Source organism: Variovorax pasteuri, from assembly GCF_051216435.1.
In the GTDB taxonomy this organism is placed as follows: Bacteria; Pseudomonadota; Gammaproteobacteria; order Burkholderiales; family Burkholderiaceae_C; genus Variovorax.
The window spans coordinates 55,031-70,756 of record NZ_JBPJZS010000018.1 but is presented as its reverse complement, the minus strand read 5'-3'; the positions used below and the strand labels follow the sequence as shown (position 1 = coordinate 70,756).

At 61.5% G+C, this 15,726-nt stretch carries 15 protein-coding genes; 12 read left to right on the top strand and 3 right to left on the bottom strand.

Translation table 11 applies throughout. The features are described 5' to 3' along the window. The 5 genes from ACSFBM_RS33875 to ACSFBM_RS33855 all read left to right on the top strand — a co-directional run. A partial coding sequence (locus tag ACSFBM_RS33875) for a transketolase-like TK C-terminal-containing protein (protein WP_435488310.1) occupies nucleotides 1-649 on the top strand: 649 nt, incomplete at its 5' end. 49 nt (nucleotides 650-698) lie between these two features. Beyond that, nucleotides 699-2,015, top strand: coding sequence for a dihydrolipoyllysine-residue acetyltransferase (gene aceF, locus ACSFBM_RS33870; protein ID WP_435488309.1), 1,317 nt, complete (start codon nucleotides 699-701; stop codon nucleotides 2,013-2,015). Then, nucleotides 2,012-2,605, top strand: coding sequence for an Ntn hydrolase family protein (locus ACSFBM_RS33865; protein WP_435488308.1), 594 nt, complete (start codon nucleotides 2,012-2,014; stop codon nucleotides 2,603-2,605). The genes aceF and ACSFBM_RS33865 overlap by 4 nt, the downstream gene beginning before the upstream one ends. Beyond that, nucleotides 2,602-4,437 (top strand): dihydrolipoyl dehydrogenase, encoded by a 1,836-nt coding sequence (gene lpdA, locus ACSFBM_RS33860; protein WP_435488307.1) that lies wholly within the window; start codon nucleotides 2,602-2,604, stop codon nucleotides 4,435-4,437. The genes ACSFBM_RS33865 and lpdA overlap by 4 nt, the downstream gene beginning before the upstream one ends. Nucleotides 4,438-4,975: 538 nt before the next feature. After that, nucleotides 4,976-6,325 (top strand): type II toxin-antitoxin system HipA family toxin, encoded by a 1,350-nt coding sequence (locus tag ACSFBM_RS33855; protein WP_435488306.1) that lies wholly within the window; start codon nucleotides 4,976-4,978, stop codon nucleotides 6,323-6,325. A gap of 230 nt (nucleotides 6,326-6,555) precedes the next feature. Here the strand turns inward: ACSFBM_RS33855 and ACSFBM_RS33850 are convergent, their stop codons facing one another. The 3 genes from ACSFBM_RS33850 to ACSFBM_RS33840 all read right to left on the bottom strand — a co-directional run bounded on the left by ACSFBM_RS33850 (nucleotide 6,556) and on the right by ACSFBM_RS33840 (nucleotide 8,584). Then, entirely contained in the window at nucleotides 6,556-7,038 is a 483-nt protein-coding gene (locus ACSFBM_RS33850; RefSeq protein ID WP_435488305.1) for a GIY-YIG nuclease family protein, read from the bottom strand. Between the two features lie 74 nt (nucleotides 7,039-7,112). Further along, complete coding sequence (locus tag ACSFBM_RS33845) at nucleotides 7,113-7,700, bottom strand: hypothetical protein (protein WP_435488304.1); 588 nt, start codon at nucleotides 7,698-7,700, stop codon at nucleotides 7,113-7,115. Nucleotides 7,701-7,831: 131 nt separating this feature from the next. Continuing rightward, nucleotides 7,832-8,584 carry a hypothetical protein gene (locus ACSFBM_RS33840; protein ID WP_435488303.1) on the bottom strand — a complete coding sequence of 251 codons (753 nt, stop codon included), beginning with the start codon at nucleotides 8,582-8,584 and terminating at the stop codon, nucleotides 7,832-7,834. A gap of 674 nt (nucleotides 8,585-9,258) precedes the next feature. Between ACSFBM_RS33840 and ACSFBM_RS33835 the strand changes: the two genes are divergently transcribed. The 7 genes from ACSFBM_RS33835 (at nucleotide 9,259) to ACSFBM_RS33805 (ending at nucleotide 15,654) form a co-directional block, all read left to right on the top strand. Next, complete coding sequence (locus tag ACSFBM_RS33835) at nucleotides 9,259-9,873, top strand: hypothetical protein (protein ID WP_435488302.1); 615 nt, start codon at nucleotides 9,259-9,261, stop codon at nucleotides 9,871-9,873. Nucleotides 9,874-9,896: 23 nt separating this feature from the next. Continuing rightward, nucleotides 9,897-10,832, top strand: coding sequence for an OST-HTH/LOTUS domain-containing protein (locus ACSFBM_RS33830; RefSeq protein ID WP_435488301.1), 936 nt, complete (start codon nucleotides 9,897-9,899; stop codon nucleotides 10,830-10,832). Continuing rightward, nucleotides 10,823-12,724, top strand: a complete 1,902-nt coding sequence (locus ACSFBM_RS33825; protein ID WP_435488300.1) for an ATP-dependent nuclease — start codon at nucleotides 10,823-10,825, stop codon at nucleotides 12,722-12,724. Before ACSFBM_RS33830 ends, ACSFBM_RS33825 begins: the two co-directional genes overlap by 10 nt. Further along, a complete protein-coding gene (locus tag ACSFBM_RS33820) occupies nucleotides 12,721-14,451 on the top strand; it encodes a UvrD-helicase domain-containing protein (RefSeq protein WP_435488299.1) in 1,731 nt (576 codons plus the stop codon). Before ACSFBM_RS33825 ends, ACSFBM_RS33820 begins: the two co-directional genes overlap by 4 nt. 177 nt (nucleotides 14,452-14,628) lie before the next feature. Beyond that, nucleotides 14,629-14,754: a YHYH domain-containing protein gene (locus tag ACSFBM_RS33815; protein ID WP_159273336.1), complete on the top strand. Its 126-nt coding sequence runs from the start codon at nucleotides 14,629-14,631 to the stop codon at nucleotides 14,752-14,754. Between the two features lie 139 nt (nucleotides 14,755-14,893). Next, on the top strand, nucleotides 14,894-15,169 hold the full coding sequence (locus tag ACSFBM_RS33810) for a metal-sensing transcriptional repressor (RefSeq protein ID WP_435488298.1): 276 nt from the start codon (nucleotides 14,894-14,896) through the stop codon (nucleotides 15,167-15,169). Beyond that, nucleotides 15,166-15,654, top strand: a complete 489-nt coding sequence (locus ACSFBM_RS33805; RefSeq protein ID WP_435488297.1) for a hypothetical protein — start codon at nucleotides 15,166-15,168, stop codon at nucleotides 15,652-15,654. The genes ACSFBM_RS33810 and ACSFBM_RS33805 overlap by 4 nt, the downstream gene beginning before the upstream one ends. Nucleotides 15,655-15,726 lie beyond the last annotated feature (72 nt).

Sequence of the window (15,726 nt, the reverse complement as noted above, 5' to 3'; positions counted from 1 at the left end):
GGTGGCCGCGACCATCCCCAATTGCAAGGCCTACGACCCGGCCTACGCGGGCGAGATGGCGGTGATCGTCGACGCGGGCATCCGCGAAATGATGGTCGAGCAGAAGGACGTTTTCTACTACGTCACGCTCATGAACGAGAACTACGCGCAGCCCGATGTGCCCGAAGGTGCGGAAGGCGACATCCTGCGCGGGTGTTATCGCTTCGGCACGTATGCACCCGCCAAGGGCAAGGCGAAGCAGAAGGTCACGCTGATGGGCTCGGGCGCGATCCTCACCGAAGTGGTCAAGGCGGCGCAGCTGCTGGCCGACGACGGAATCGAGGCCGAGGTGTTCAGCGTCACGAGCTGGAGCGAACTGGCGCGCGACGGCCAGGCCTGCGAACAGCGCGCGCTGACGGGCGAGAAAGACGCCGGCACGCCCTTCGTCACGCAACAACTCGGCAAGGGCAGCAAGGCCCCGATCGTCGCCGCCACCGACTACGTGCGCGCCCTGCCCGAGAGCGTGCGCGCCTTCCTGCCCGAAGGCCGCCGCTACCTCACGCTGGGCACCGACGGCTTTGGCCGCAGCGACACGCGCGCTGCGCTGCGCGACTTCTTCGGCGTGGACGCGGCGAGCATCGCGCGGGCTGCGCGCCACGCGTTGGGTTGAACCCGCGAGAGGGGGTGCAGCAAACAGAATTTCAGAGAAATAGAGAAATATGAAAACAGTGGAAATCAAAGTGCCCGACATTGGCGACGTCAAGGACGTCGCGGTCATCGAACTGCTCGTGAAGGTGGGTGACACCATCGCCGCCGAGCAGTCGCTGATCACGGTCGAGTCGGACAAGGCCTCGATGGAAATCCCGTCGTCGGGCGCCGGCGTGCTGAAGGAACTCAAGGTCAAGGTGGGCGACACCGTCAACATCGGCGACCTGATCGCGGTGCTCGAAGGCGCCGCAGGTGCTGCCGCACCGGCACCCGCGCCGGCACAGGCTGCGGCTGCTGCGCCCGCCGCTGCAACCGCCAGCGCACCTGCGCCGGCCGCCGCCGCACCGGCAACGGCTGCCCCGGCCCACCAGCCGACGTCGGCTCCCACGGGCAGCCTGCCGCATGCCTCGCCCTCGGTGCGCAAGTTCGCACGTGAACTCGGCGTGCCGCTCGAAGAGGTCAAGGGTTCCGGCCTCAAGGGCCGCATCACGCAGGAAGACATCCAGGGCTTTACCAAGGCCGTGATGAGCGGCCAGGCCAGCACCAAGGCTTCCGCGGCCAAGGCACCGGCCAGTGGCGGCGCGGACGGCGCGGCACTGGGCCTCATTCCGTGGCCCAAGGTCGACTTCACGAAGTTCGGCACCGTGGAGCGCAAGGACCTGTCGCGCATCAAGAAGCTCAGCGGCGCAAACCTGCACCGCAACTGGGTGATGATTCCGCACGTCACCAACAACGACGAAGCCGACATCACCGAGCTCGAGGCCTTCCGCGTCTCCACCAACAAGGAGAACGAGAAATCGGGCGTGAAGGTCACGATGCTGGCCTTCGTCATCAAGGCGGTGGTCTCGGCGCTGAAGAAATTCCCCGAGTTCAACACCAGCCTGGACGGCGACCAGCTCGTCTACAAGCAGTACTACAACATCGGCTTCGCGGCGGACACGCCCAACGGCCTGGTGGTGCCGGTGCTGAAGGATGCCGACAAGAAGGGCATCCTGCAGATCAGCCAGGAAATGGGCGAGCTCGCCAAGAAGGCGCGCGACGGCAAGCTCGGCTCGGGCGACATGCAGGGCGGCTGCATGTCGATCAGCTCGCTCGGCGGTATCGGCGGCACGCACTTCACGCCCATCATCAACGCGCCGGAAGTGGCCATCCTCGGCCTGTCCAAGGGCCAGATGAAGCCGGTGTGGGACGGCAAGCAGTTCGTGCCGCGTCTCATGCTGCCAATGTCGCTGTCGTACGACCACCGCGTGATCGACGGCGCCCTGGCTGCGCGTTTCAACGCCTATCTGGGGCAGGTGCTCGCGGACTACCGTCGAATCCTGCTATGACCACGGTAGTGGCCGTCCGCAAGGGCGGCCAGGTCACGATGGCATCTGATTCTTTGGTGACCTTCGGCGACACGCGGCTCTCGCACCGCGCCGAGGCGAACCAGAAGATCTTCACCGTCGAGGACGCGGCGGGCCAGAGCCTGTTCGCCGTGGCCGGCGCCGCTGCGCACTTCCTGGTGCTGCAGCATGCGCTGGCCGCGCAACCGCGCGAGCAGTTGCTGTTCGGCAGCAAGCACGAGATCTTTCGCACCTTCACGCGGCTGCATGCGGTGCTGAAAGACTCGTTCTTCATGCAGACCAAGGAAGACGAGCACGAGCCCTACGAGTCGAGCCAGTTCACGATGCTGATGGCCAACCAGAGCGGCATCTACGGCATCTACAGCTACCGCGAGGTGTTCGAGTTCAAGCAGTTCTGGGCTATCGGCTCGGGACGCAGCTTTGCGCTGGGCGCCATGCACGCAGCCTATGACATGAAGTCGCGCACGTCGCGCGACGTGGCGGAGGCAGGCATTGCCGCCGCCTGCGAATTCGATCGCAATTCGGCCCCACCGGTCGACGTTCTCACACTCAAACTGAAAGTGTCCAAATGAGCGAACAACAAATCAAGGTGCCCGACATCGGCGACTTCGACGAAGTCGCGGTGATCGAGGTGCTGGTCAATGTCGGCGACACGGTCAAGGCCGAGCAGTCGCTGATCACGGTCGAATCGGACAAGGCTTCGATGGAAATTCCGTCGTCCGCCGCTGGCGTGGTGAAGGCCATCGCCGTGAAGGTGGGCGACAAGGCCAAGCAGGGCTCGGTCGTGCTGACGCTGGAGGTGGACGGTGCCGCTGCGGCCGCGCCTGCGCCCGCGGCACCGGCGCCTGCCCCGGCCGCAGCGGCACCCGCCGCCAAGGCTGCCCCCGCACCGGCCGCAGCACCCGTCGCATCCACCTACGGCGGCAAGGTCGACGTCGAGTGCGACGTGGTCGTGATCGGTGCCGGCCCCGGCGGCTACTCGGCCGCCTTCCGCGCGGCCGACCTCGGCCTGAAGGTCGTGCTGATCGAGCGCTACGCCACCCTGGGCGGCGTGTGCCTGAACGTCGGCTGCATCCCGTCGAAGGCGCTGCTGCACGTGGCCTCGGTCATGGACGAGGTGAAGCACTTCGCCGACCTCGGCGTGAGCTTTGCCGCGCCTACGGTCGACCGTGCCAAGCTGCTCGGCCACAAGAACAAGGTCGTGGGCAAGCTCACCGGCGGCCTCACGGCCATGGCCAAGATGCGCAAGGTGACGGTGCTGCGCGGCGTGGGCAACTTCATTGACCCGTACCACCTGGAAGTCGAGGAGAGCACCGGCACCAGCTGGGACACGAACGGCAAGAAGCAGACGGTCAAGTTCCGCAACGCCATCATCGCGGCCGGTTCGCAGTCGGTCAGCCTGCCCTTCATGCCCAAGGGCGATCCGCGCATCGTGGACTCCACCGGCGCGCTCGAGATGGGCACCGACCCCAAGCGCATGCTGATCCTGGGCGGCGGCATCATCGGCCTCGAAATGGGTACCGTGTACTCCACGCTGGGCGCGCGCCTGGACGTGGTCGAAATGCTCGACGGCCTGATGCAGGGCGCCGACCGCGACCTGGTGAAGGTCTGGCAGAAGATGAACGCGCCGCGCTTCGACAACATCATGTTGAAGACCAAGACGGTGGGCGCCGAAGCCACGAAGGAGGGCATCAAGATCACCTTCGAGGGCGAGAACGCACCGAAGGAGCCGCAGGTGTACGACCTGGTGCTGCAGGCCGTGGGCCGCAGCCCCAACGGCAAGAAAATCGGCGCCGAGAAGGCGGGCGTCACGGTGAGCGACCGCGGCTTCATTCCGGTCGACATCCAGATGCGCACCAACGTGCCGCACATCTTCGCCATCGGCGACATCGTGGGCCAACCCATGCTGGCGCACAAGGCGGTGCACGAGGCCCATGTGGCGGCCGAGGTGATTGCCGGGGAGCAGAAGGGCGACAAGGAGCTGTCCAGCGCCGCCTTCAACGCCCGCGTGATCCCCAGCGTGGCCTACACCGACCCCGAGGTGGCGTGGGTGGGTCTCACGGAAGACCAGGCCAAGGCCGAAGGCATCAAGGTCAAGAAGGGCCACTTCCCGTGGACCGCTTCGGGCCGTGCCATTGCCAACGGGCGCGACGAAGGCTTCACCAAGCTGCTGTTCGACGCCGAGACGCATCGCATTCTTGGCGGCGGCATCGTCGGCACGCATGCCGGCGACATGATCGGCGAGATCGCGCTGGCCATCGAAATGGGCGCCGACGAGATCGACATCGGCAAGACCATCCATCCGCATCCAACGCTGGGCGAAAGCATCGGCATGGCGGCGGAAGTGGCGCACGGCACGTGTACAGATTTGCCGCCAATCAATAGACCTACTGTCGTGAGTTAGAAGCTCGCAGAAAAAACCTGTCTGCGCTGCGCAGGATGCCCGTCAGGTTTTCTTATCGAGCCCGCAGGGGCTTGGCTCCGCCATTGACATTCCTGACCTTGGCGGCGATTCATGTGACAACGAATGTCACTTCAGGCGCGTGTGCATTCGAGGTCTACGCAACTCGAAAGCCTTGCGATAGTGCGCGACCTCACAGCACGCGAGATTGCGGAGCGCCTAAGCACGCAGTAACGCTGCACGGCAGGAAAAAAGCGAGACAGCGGATTTAGACCCGCGTGTTAGACGCTCTTCAGGGGATTCGCATTTAGTGGCAGTAGATCTGGGTCCATTCGCATTTATCGACGTTGCTTACACTTCGAGCCGGCACCCGATCTCGATTCCGATGTCATCATCCTCGCCGGCGACATTCATTCGCCAGCAAAGCGCGCCGTCCAGTGGGCGGCGGATCGCTTTCGTGGCAATCTGCCTGACTACTTGAACCGGTCCTTGAGTCGGCAAAGGGAATCCGAGAAGGGCTTCGACCCCGGGCTTGTCATCGATGTCTGATCCTGCGCGTGAGGCCACGACCATTCAGATCCATCTGCGCGGCCAATGGCACGCTGCTGCCACTGTCCAGGCCCCGGGCTCTGATCGTTGTCGCCTGGAATACCTCCCGGAGTACGTCTTCGGCATCGACGATCCGGTGCCAATCGCGTTCGGTCTTCCCCTCGGGCTGGAGCCGGACAGGTTCATGGAGGGCCCAATGGGGCTAGAGATCGATCGGCAAGCTTGCGCATTCCTCTACGACCTCGTGCCGCAAGGCGAAGGGCGAAAGTACCTTCTCCAGCGCTTAGGACTGCAGGACGCGGAGAACCTGGTCCTGCCGCTCGCCATGACCGGTGCCTTCAGTCCCATCGGCTGCTTGAGATTCGACTCGGCGCTCCAGTTTTTCGATGGGGAAGCACGCCACGACCGCGGCACCGCAGGGGTGGCTGGCTTCTCAACGCAAGAAGTGCTCGGTCGCACTGAGGAGTTTCTGACCCATCTGTCAGAGCATGCGATGCTGACATCCGGTACCACCGGCGTCCAGGGCGTGGCCCCTAAGTACCTTCTGAGCACCGACGAGGAGGGGCGCTGGTTCCCGGACATGGCGCTGCCCGACGACCGCGCTCGCGCGCACTGGCTTCTCAAGCTGCCACGCGGCAAGAGCAACGCAGATCGGACGGTGCTGCGAAACGAAGCCGCCTATCTGCGCTTGGCTGCGGCATGCGGGCTGCGCATGAGTTCGGCACCGGAGGTGCGCGGTGACGTGCTGCTCGTGCGTCGCTTTGATCGACTGCAGGTGGAAGGCCGCCTGCATCGCTTGTATCAAGAAAGCTTGGCGAGCGTGTGTGACCTGCGTGGCTTCGGGCTTCCGAAGAGTCAGCAGACGCTGCTGCGCGGGCTGCGATCCGTAGTGACCGACCCGCTTGGCGAGACGATCGAATTCATGCTGCGCGATGTTCTGAACCTGGCAATGCGCAACACCGACAACCACGCACGCAACACAGCGGTGCAGCGGCTGCCGGACGGAACGATGCAGCTCACGCCCATCTTCGACTTTGCCCCGATGTTCCTCGATCCCGAGATCATTCCGCGCAGTTGCCATTGGCGAGCCAGCGACGGCAAGGTGCAGCGCGTCTGGACGGAAATCGTCGAAGACCTAGAACTGGAAGACAGCGATCGAGGCTCGATCACCGAAGCCTTGTATCGCTTCGCGCCGAAAGTGGCGGCCCTGCCGGAAATGGCGAGAGACTGCGGCGTCGAAGTGCAGGTCATCGAGGCCTGTCGGATGATCATCGATGCCCAAGCGCAACAGCTCGATGCGTTGGGTGCGCTGCTGCCCAGAGAGAAGTGCTCAAATGGTTGACGCGCTATACAGACGGTTCGCAAGGATCCGGCACGCCTTCAGTGGTCATGAAAAGTCTTCTTCAGCCGAAGAGACCAAAGAATTCGTTGGGAACTGCGGCGCGCTTCCGGCGCGCAGGCAGATATCGAGATGCGGAGAGAGCTACAAGGCAAGAGGCGAGGCACTCATTGATTCGCGAGGTTGACCGATGCGCATTGCAAAAGATCGGTGAGCCGCACTTGCAGCGGGCTCTACAGGCCCATTGCAGCCTTGGTAGCAAGCAGTCTCAGCGCACCGCCGAGCTTGTCGGGCAAGAGCTCGAGAGGATCCACTTTGCGCAGCACAGCCAGGAGCTGCATCCCCTGTTCGGTGACTGCAAACTTGTTGTAGCGCTGAATGTCCCGCAGGTTTCCTGGGGATGGCAGGTCGTTCCACCCTTTTCCATGCTTTGCACCACGAACCGAGTGCATTCCATACGCCTGCGCGTAACGTTGAGCAATGATTACCTCTGCTCGCTCGTGAGCGCAGTCTGTACGAATCTGGTAGTCGAGAAGCTCGAACACTTCCTCGATGGCCAGCGCTCGTAGCTCTTTGGTTGCCACAGCTCCACCTCTACCAAAATGGCTGCGCATCCTGCGTTCGAAGTTCAGAGTCGAGCCGACGTACCAACGGTCCCCTTCAACCCGAAGCACGTAGATGTAGTAAAGAATGTTTTTTGCAATGGATAGTCCCATAGGGCTTTGGACAAGGTCTGCTTTCGCCGAGTGCAGGTTGATGAGTAAGTAGCAAGCACTTCGCAGTGCGGCGCTCAGCCAATCGCATGTTCGCGCACTTTGCAGTCCATTTCTTTCAACTCGCTCTCCAGGTACTCGGTTTGCTTTAGCCGCTGAGCCAGTTCCGACTCAGGTGACAAGCCGAGAATGCGAACAACTGTGGGAAGTCTCCGATAGCTGAAGTACTCCTTCAGAATACGCTCCGGGCTGGAATTGCGGGTCTGGGTGTAGAAGGCCTGCAAGCTGGGGTAGCACTTCCCACCTTCGGTAAGTTCGCTCCAGATGGCCTTTTTTGTTCTTCCCGCGAAGTAGGCCAGCCAGTGGTCACCTAGCTGCGCGCTGGCAAAGGTGGCCAGGCTCTGCTTGGCATCATTAAGCTTCGCACTGGCAGCGGCGAGTTCACCCAAGAGGTTGCGCAAGACCCAGCCACGAAATGTCGCCGCCATGCCTTTGCGGCCGGTGTAGTTACGGACATACAGGTCGTATTTCGTGGCGCAAGCGGGGCAATGCATCTCCCAGCGCTCATCAGAGCGATTCCAGTCGTCGAATCGCGAGATGACTGCATATTTTCCCGCTCCGCATGGGCAGGGTCGATAAGTTGGCGCCGCTTCATCCCAAGACATACACGCTCCCAAGGGCGGTCATCAGCGCACTCATGCTCAGACCGAGAAGCGAAAGGATAACGCAGGTCGTTTGAGATGCAGTGTCGCAGCACTGGAGGATGGTGGCGAGCATCGAGTCCTAAGCATGGACACTACATGATGACCCTGCCTCGGTCGCCATAACCGAGGGGTTCCACCTGCAATTCAGCGAGTTCAGCGAGCAGCCACTTGCGGCAGTGAAACGAGTCATCCGACGACTGCATCCATGCGCCACGCTCACGCTCGAGCCAGCTCGTGCCAAACGCGTCGCCTGCATGGAAACCGGCGTTGAATGCCCGGACAGTATCTCCATTCGGATTTACGGCGGCATGTACAGACAGCTCGTGGAAGCCGGCGTCCGCCACCGACCCGCGCGCATGCATGCCGTTTGGCAGAATGAATTCGAACAACTCGCCACGGCGCATGTTGTCCGGGAAACGGTTGTCACCGGGACGAAGACTGAACAGTCTCTGTTCGAGAGCCGCATTGATGGCGCACACGAGAAGGTTGCGCCAAGCCCGTTGGCGAAGCGTCTTGTATTCGATCTCGTAGGCCGAGACCGGAACCGTTGAGACCACGCCAAGCGGTGGCTCCCGGCCTCCAATGGTCATCTCGAAGTCGAACTCTGGATCATCGTCATAGCCGAGCTGGACAAGGCGATCCACGAACTGAGGCGATCTCAGCAAAACGAAGGGACGATCCTGCTCGCTGCCAACCATCGCCGCTTGCATCGCGGCATGCGTTCGAAAGCCTAGGCTACAGGCCAATGCTTCGCTCAGGTGTGAAGACTTGACGTCAGGAAATTCGTCGCGGAGCGACTTCTTGAGTGCGGCCAAAGGGGACGCGCACAGGGGTGTAGCTGCCATACGGCACTCCAATCTACTTGGTCGATGTTTCCCGATTACGCATCGACCCGGATTGAAGTCCGTTCGGTGGCACATGTAAATGTCTGCTTTAACCCGGGAACAGGTTGGGCCCAGACGCCTTGGCAGAAATCTTACGACAGCTTTGACCGTGGCGTCAAAAAAGACTGCGCCCACAGTTGCCCTCTGGGCCAGCGAGAAGAGTGCTCGGAAGCAACATACGAGACGCGACTGCAAGAAGCTGTGGCACCCTAGCTGATTCCACATCTGGCAGCTTTGTTTGCACCGTGATCTAGGTAGCAGGCAACCATGAGTAATCCAACGATCAGCTGAACACGACGCTGCCGAACTGCGTGACCGCTATGGTCGACATGGCAGGCAGGCCCGTCGCTGCGAGGGTGGCATTGAGGCGACCATCATTCCTCTCGACAGGGCGGTTCGCGACACGCTTGGTGGCTAATCGCTGGTGATCCCCCTTCGAGACTAGTGTCCTTCCCATGGTGTGGTGGTCTACACTGCGGCCGCAAGAGGCCCAATGAGGCGAGGAGTTCAAAGTGGATGGGAAGAATAAGCGCAGTCGCACGGCTCTCGCCAACCCATTGCTGCTCGCTGCGCTGGCCAGCGCGCTCTACGGCTGTGGGCCAATTGAGCCCCCTCCGCCGCCCAAGCAAGTGCAGGTGCAGCGTTTCGCCGGGGTGGCGCTACCGGGGCGCGCCGCCGAAGCGCGGGCCGCAGGTTTTAAGGACTGCGAAGCGTCGTACTACGGCTACTCGTGCCAGTTCTCGGGCAAGTTCATTGTCCTCGGGATCGAGGCCAAAGCGGCCTCGGTCACGCTGAACGGCCGGGACAAATTCACTGTGGAACCTAGCAAGGCCAAAAATCTCGAGGGCGATGTTCGCTCGATGCCTCCGGAGGCGATCAGCTACGACGAAATCACAATCGCGTTCGCGTCACCGAACTACGATCAGCGGTGCGTTGACAAGGTCGCCCGCACCAACCCGTCGGCCAGTTGGGATCGGCCGGTCGGATGCCTTCTCAATCGCAACTCGATGCCGGGCCTGCGGGATGTACTGGAGCGCGGCTCCTGGCAGTTGGTCCACAGCCGCCGCGGCTACCGGTACATGCACCCTCAGGAGGGTGTGTCAATCGATCTGCGCGATAGCGCCGCTCAGATCACTCCGATTAGTGCCGAGATTCGCGACGGGACCCTGAAAGAACTGGCAAACAGACGTGCCGCGGAGAAAGCGAAGGAAGACGCCGGGCGAAAGTTCGTCAACGACATGGCGAAGTGAGCTCGTATCAGCGCGGGCGGAACATGAGCAGCGAACTCCAGACTCAGGAAGCCGGCTTCGCGCCAGAATCCGCGCCAGGCGAGCCAGTCGCGAGCTTGCAGCGCGAGGTCCAGCGCAAGCTGGGGCGCTGCATGCTTCGGCTGCAGCAGTACGAGCGCCTGGTCAAGGCGTTGGCGGTCGACTTCGAGATCGCCGGCCCTTCCGATGAACTCGAGGACATCCGGCGCAAGCGCGGCGAAGCCGTGTCAAAACTGACGCTCGGGCAGTTGGTCAACGAACTCACCGGTACCTACCTGCAGCCGCAACCGCCTGGGGCGGCGCAATCCGAGTGGGATCCGGGCGACTCCAGCCGCATTTGGTTTCGGATGCAGACGCGCATGACGCTGCACCATGCAGACTACGATCAGGTCGTCAACGGCCTGAAGGAGTTGGTCGCGCTTCGCAATGAACTCGTGCACCACTTCCTCGAGCGCTTTGACGTCTGGTCGGTCACCGGGTGTCAAGACGCCGACGCGTACCTGGATGCCGGCATGGTCAAGGTCGAAGGCCACTACGCCGAACTGCGCCATTGGGCGCTGTCTATGGATGAAGCGCGCCGAAGGGTGGGCACCTTCCTTGCGAGCTCCGCCGGCACCGATTTTCTGTTCGACGGCATCTACCCGGACGGCTCGGTCAACTGGCCCAAATGCGGCATCGTGCGCTGCCTGCACGCGACCGCCGCTGAGGTGGCTATCGATGGCTGGGCCAGCCTCGACCGAGTCATCGCAAAAATGAACCTCGAATACCCTGATCAGACGCTCAAGCGCTACGGCTGCGCATCATGGCGTCAAGTGCTGCACGAATCCAAGCAGTTCAAGATCCGTCGCGGACCTGGCTCAGCGCAACAACCAGGGCGCACCGAGTTTCAGAGCCTTCTGGAGGCTGAGAAGACGATGAAAAGAAGAAGTCAATGCATCTGAAAAAAATCTCAAGTCGAAATTTCCGATCATTCGACAAGATCGATATTCCCCTTTGCAGCGATCTGACGGTGTTCGTCGGAGAAAACAACGCGGGCAAGAGCAACGCCATCGACGCGGTGAGGTTGCTGACCGTACCTCTCAGTGGGCGGCGAGAGCTTTACTGCGAGACAACGGACATTCGTTTCGGCAGCGAAAATCCAGAGTTCGAGCTCGAAGCGCACTTCGCAGAGCTCAGTCCTGCCGAGGGTGGTCGCATGCTGTCCGCTGTCACCGATACATCGCTGTCGGCATGCGTCTTCGGTCTGCACTACAACGAAACGGGGGCGCGCCTTCCTATTCGGCCGCGACTGTGGGGGGGCGTGCACAAGGACACGCCCGAGCCGGGTAGCCACGACATGATTCGCCATGTTTACCTGCCACCGTTGCGTGACGCCAAGAGAGCTCTGGCCTCAGGCAATCCGACAAGAATCTACGCACTCTTGAACCACTTTCTCGGCTCACGCGATGCCGAGGATGTAGCCAAGGAACTGAGACGAACAAACTCGTCTGAAATCTTGACCGAGGTAGGAACGGCAGTCGGAGGGAACCTTGGCGCCCTGACTGCCGGGGTACGCAGGCAACACACGTCGTTGAGCTTTGCCAACGATGAGAAGCTGATCGATATTGCGCGCGATCTGCGCTTCAAGTTGGCCGATCATGGCATTGAGCCTGAGGATCTGCGCTATTCAGGACACGGATACGCCAACTTGCTCTTCATGGCGACGATTGCGATCGAGTTGGAAAGAGCGAACGACGTCGATCTGACGCTCTTCCTGGTGGAAGAGCCGGAGGCTCATCTGCATCCCCAACTTCAAGCCGCCGTGTTGGGCTTCTTGGAAGAGCAAGCAGAGAAATCTAAAACCAAGGCTGAGACACCGCATGGTCCTGCCGGCCGCGTGCAGGTTGTCGTCGCCACCCATTCTCCGAACTTGTCCGCTTGGGTAGACAGCAAGAAGATTGTTTTCTTTCGCTCCGCGGTTGCGGCCGACGTCCCGGTGCCTGAAGCGATAGAGGTCCCCCACAATACGAGCGTCGCTTCGATGGTGGCGGCCGTACCAGTTCCCGCGGCGACCGAGACGGCGCTGGCGAAAGCCGCGCACCAGATCCTTGCCACGGGCGCTCCACCCGCACCACCGGTCAAGCGGCGGGTGACTCGGTGCATCCCACTTGCGCAGCTTGCACTGGATCCCTCTGAACGTCGAAAAATCGACCGGTACCTAGACGTCACCAAATCGGCCTTTCTGTTCGGTGGTCGTGTTCTTCTTGTCGAAGGCATCGCAGAGGCACTTCTTCTACCTGTTATCGCCAAGAAAATCGTCCTCAAGGACAAGCCCGAGAAGCACCGACTCTTCCGCTCGGCGGTCTTCGTTCCGATCGATGGTGTGGACTTCGACCCGTATGCCAAGTTGCTTCTGACCCACCATGAAGGTGCTTGCCTGGCCGACCGACTTGTGGTCATCACCGACGGAGATGGATGGGCACTTGGGCCGGGCGAAACGAGCGCTGGCGCAGACCGGAAGGCAAAGCTCGAAGCTTTCGCCAAGAAGCAAAATGCGTCAGCGCTGCTGACGGTTTCAGTGAACGATTTCTCGCTGGAGTCCGAGTTGGTCCGTGCGGGGAACGAAGCTCTGATGAAGGGCGTGTACCTTGTCCTTCACAAGAAGTCGGAAGCGAAATGGGACGCGGCAATCGCGGCCGGTGCTGGTGAACCGCAGGCTCGTGCGATTCAGGACCTGTTCGATTACACGCCCAAAGGGGATTTCGCGCAGCTTCTCGCCGACGCCATCTGCACCGCCGAGGAATTCCATGTGCCCCAGTATCTGAAGACGGCGATCGAGGCGCTGGTCCATTGAGCGCTCCATTCACTCCGACGCCAGAGCAATCCCAGATCATTGCGTGGGATGGCTCTGCATTTGTGGCGGCCTGTCCTGGAGCGGGGAAGACCCGTGTACTGGTCGAGCGAGCGCGCTGGCTACTCCAGACGAAGACCTCGTCGCAAGGGATCGCGTTCCTGTCCTTCACCGAAGCCGCCGTCTCGGAACTGGAGGGTCGATTGCGTAAAGAAGGGTTGCTCCTTCCGCCGGTACTACCCAGCTTCATCGGTACCTTCGATAGTTTTTTGTGGCGTTTCCTGGTCGCTCCGTTCGGTATCCCGGGATCCCCTGCGCGGCCTCGGTTGATTCCCGATATTGACTCGCGAGAGGTTACGCCGTATCCGAATGCCAGGCCCCTAACGCTCAAGTGCTTTGATCGACTCACGGGTAAGCCTGTCGCAGACGAACTGAAGAGGCAGAACTTCACTGCCTCTACGACTGCTCATGAGACGGCCGCCAAACAGATGCGGGCGCGATTCCTTGCCCGCGGTGAGCTTGACTACGCCGACGCGCGCAGTGTCGCGTTGGAGAGGCTGCGAAGCCACGGCCCTGATTCCCCTTTGGCACATGCGCTGCGTGCGAGGTTTCGTGAGTTGATCGTCGATGAAGCGCAGGATTGCAATCCTGCCGATCTGGAAATCATCCAGTGGTTTCGAGATATGGGAATGCCCGTGAAGGTGATCTGCGATCCCCATCAATCCATCTACGGCTTTCGTGGAGGTGTCACGGACGAGCTATTCACTTTCGCCGCGACGTTCCCCGACAAAGAGCGATTCACACTGACGGGGAATTTCCGCTCCAGCCAGCACATCGTACGGGCGGTGGCGACGCTGAGGAACAAGAGCAGTGGGATGACTGTCGACGAAGCGTTGGGGGAGCACAAGGACGAGCCGACACCGGTTTATGTGCTGGCCTATCCAGGCAAGAGCGTGCCTTCGACGGTGGGCAATCATTTTCGAGGCCTCATCACGAACCTGGGCCTGAAACCGGAAAACTGCCCCGTTGTCGCGGCGACCAAACTCAGCGGATCACGCGCGCTAGGCGTTGCGGCCGATGACGATACCAGCGACGCCTCCTACCGACTGGCCGCGGCGGTGTGCGAATTCCATTCGTCCTTTGAACTCGGTGGGCGCCAAGATGCACTGGAGGGCATCCACAAGATCGTTTTAAGGATCGAGGGACATCTTTCCACGAAGACCTATCGCCAGCATATGCAGGAGAGCGGAAGTGATCATTCGAAGTGGCGGCCGGACATTTTGTCCTTGGCCCGAAAGCTTCGCTATGACCCCACCCTCTATCTTTCCCGAGACGCCTGGCTTCAGCAGGCCCGAGCGGTGCTGGCTCCACGTCTCCCTCCGGGACTGCGCACGATCAACCAGATCCTTCAGAACCGCGCCAACCTGGACGCTGCGCTTTCGGTCGCACCGACACACGGCCTGTCGGCGCGCACCATTCACAGCGTCAAGGGGGCCGAGTTTCCTGCTGTCTGCCTCGTCCTGTCCGTAGCCAAGGCCGGGGAAATACTGGACTACTTGGAGAGCGGACAGTCCCCAGAATCAGCGGAAGAGGCACGCAAGACCTATGTGGGCGCATCACGGGCACAAAGGCTATTGGCTATCGCGATACCGAAGTCGCGCGCGGATCGCCTGACGGCTCTGCTTGGATCGAGCGGCAGGCCTGCCGAGATAGTCAAATTGGCGCTCTGAGTCAGGATGCAGGGATCGCAATGGATTCAATCGCGGTGCTCAACCTTAGATGACCTATGCGATCCGGTGGTGGGCGGACCTCCCGCCGTCCACTTGTCCGTCGCGGGCAAACCTCTAACAACATTTGCTCACATTCGTTGAGACTGACCTTACCCACTTTTGGGTGAGGAGAACGAAATGAAGAAGATCGCATTCGCATTGATCGCTCTGGTGCTGAGCGTCGGGGCCTGGGCCCATTCCGGCGGTACAGACAAGAACGGCTGCCATCAGGAAAAGGCAACCGGGACCAGGCACTGCCACTGACTTGTGGGTTCCGGGCGGGCAAGAGCCAAGAAAGACGCTGGCTCGCCGTGCCGGTGAGGGGTTCTCGCCACGACGAATTCCCCTTCGTACCGAGTGCCTCCTTTTTCCCCAACCGTATCCCCCCTGATAGGATACGGCGGTGCACGGCGAACACCTCCACCAAAGTCATTCTGACCTGATCAAGCGTCTGAAGCGCGCAGACGGGCATCTGCAGAACGTCATCGAAATGATGGTGAACGGGCGCGACTGCGCGGACATCGCGCAGCAGCTGCACGCGGTCGAAAAGGCGATCAGCGCAGCCAAGAAACTGCTGATCCACGATCATCTGGATCACTGCCTCGAAGAGATCGCCAAGTCACCTCGCGATTTCGGCACGGCCATCGCCGAATTCAAAGACATCACGAAGTACCTGTGACCGCGCGTGCTTTCCAGCTGTCGGAGTCGGTTGCCCCTGCCAAGGCCGGGGTGATGATGGTCGTGCGCTGGTTGCTGGTGCTGGTCATCGCCGTGGATCTGATCAGTTCGCCGTTCCACGCGCATCACCACGAAAGCGGCCCCGAGGGCTACTCGAGCCACGCCGCCCAACTGGATGTAGGCCACTCGTCCTTCGAGCAAGTAGCTCAGGACGACGACCATGCGCTGCATGTCGATTCGGACAACGCGGATCACGGTGGCGGGCATTCGATGTCGGCGCTGCAAGGCACTCCGATCCAACTCGCCAACCCAGACTCCGCGCCCAAGCTTCTGGCACTTGTGCCGCTGTTCGTTTTATTCGGGCTCATCACGCAGCCCGTGGCCGAAGCGCTCGTGCGCTGGCACCCTGGTCGAGAGCGGGTACCCATCCCGCTGTTCCGAACCGTTCCTCCTGACGGCCGCGCGCCGCCCTCACTCCACGTTTGAAGCCCTGGTGGCGCCATTGCGGCGCTGCCTTCTCCTCGTCGCCTGATTGCGCGGCGGGATCGCTTTCTCGTG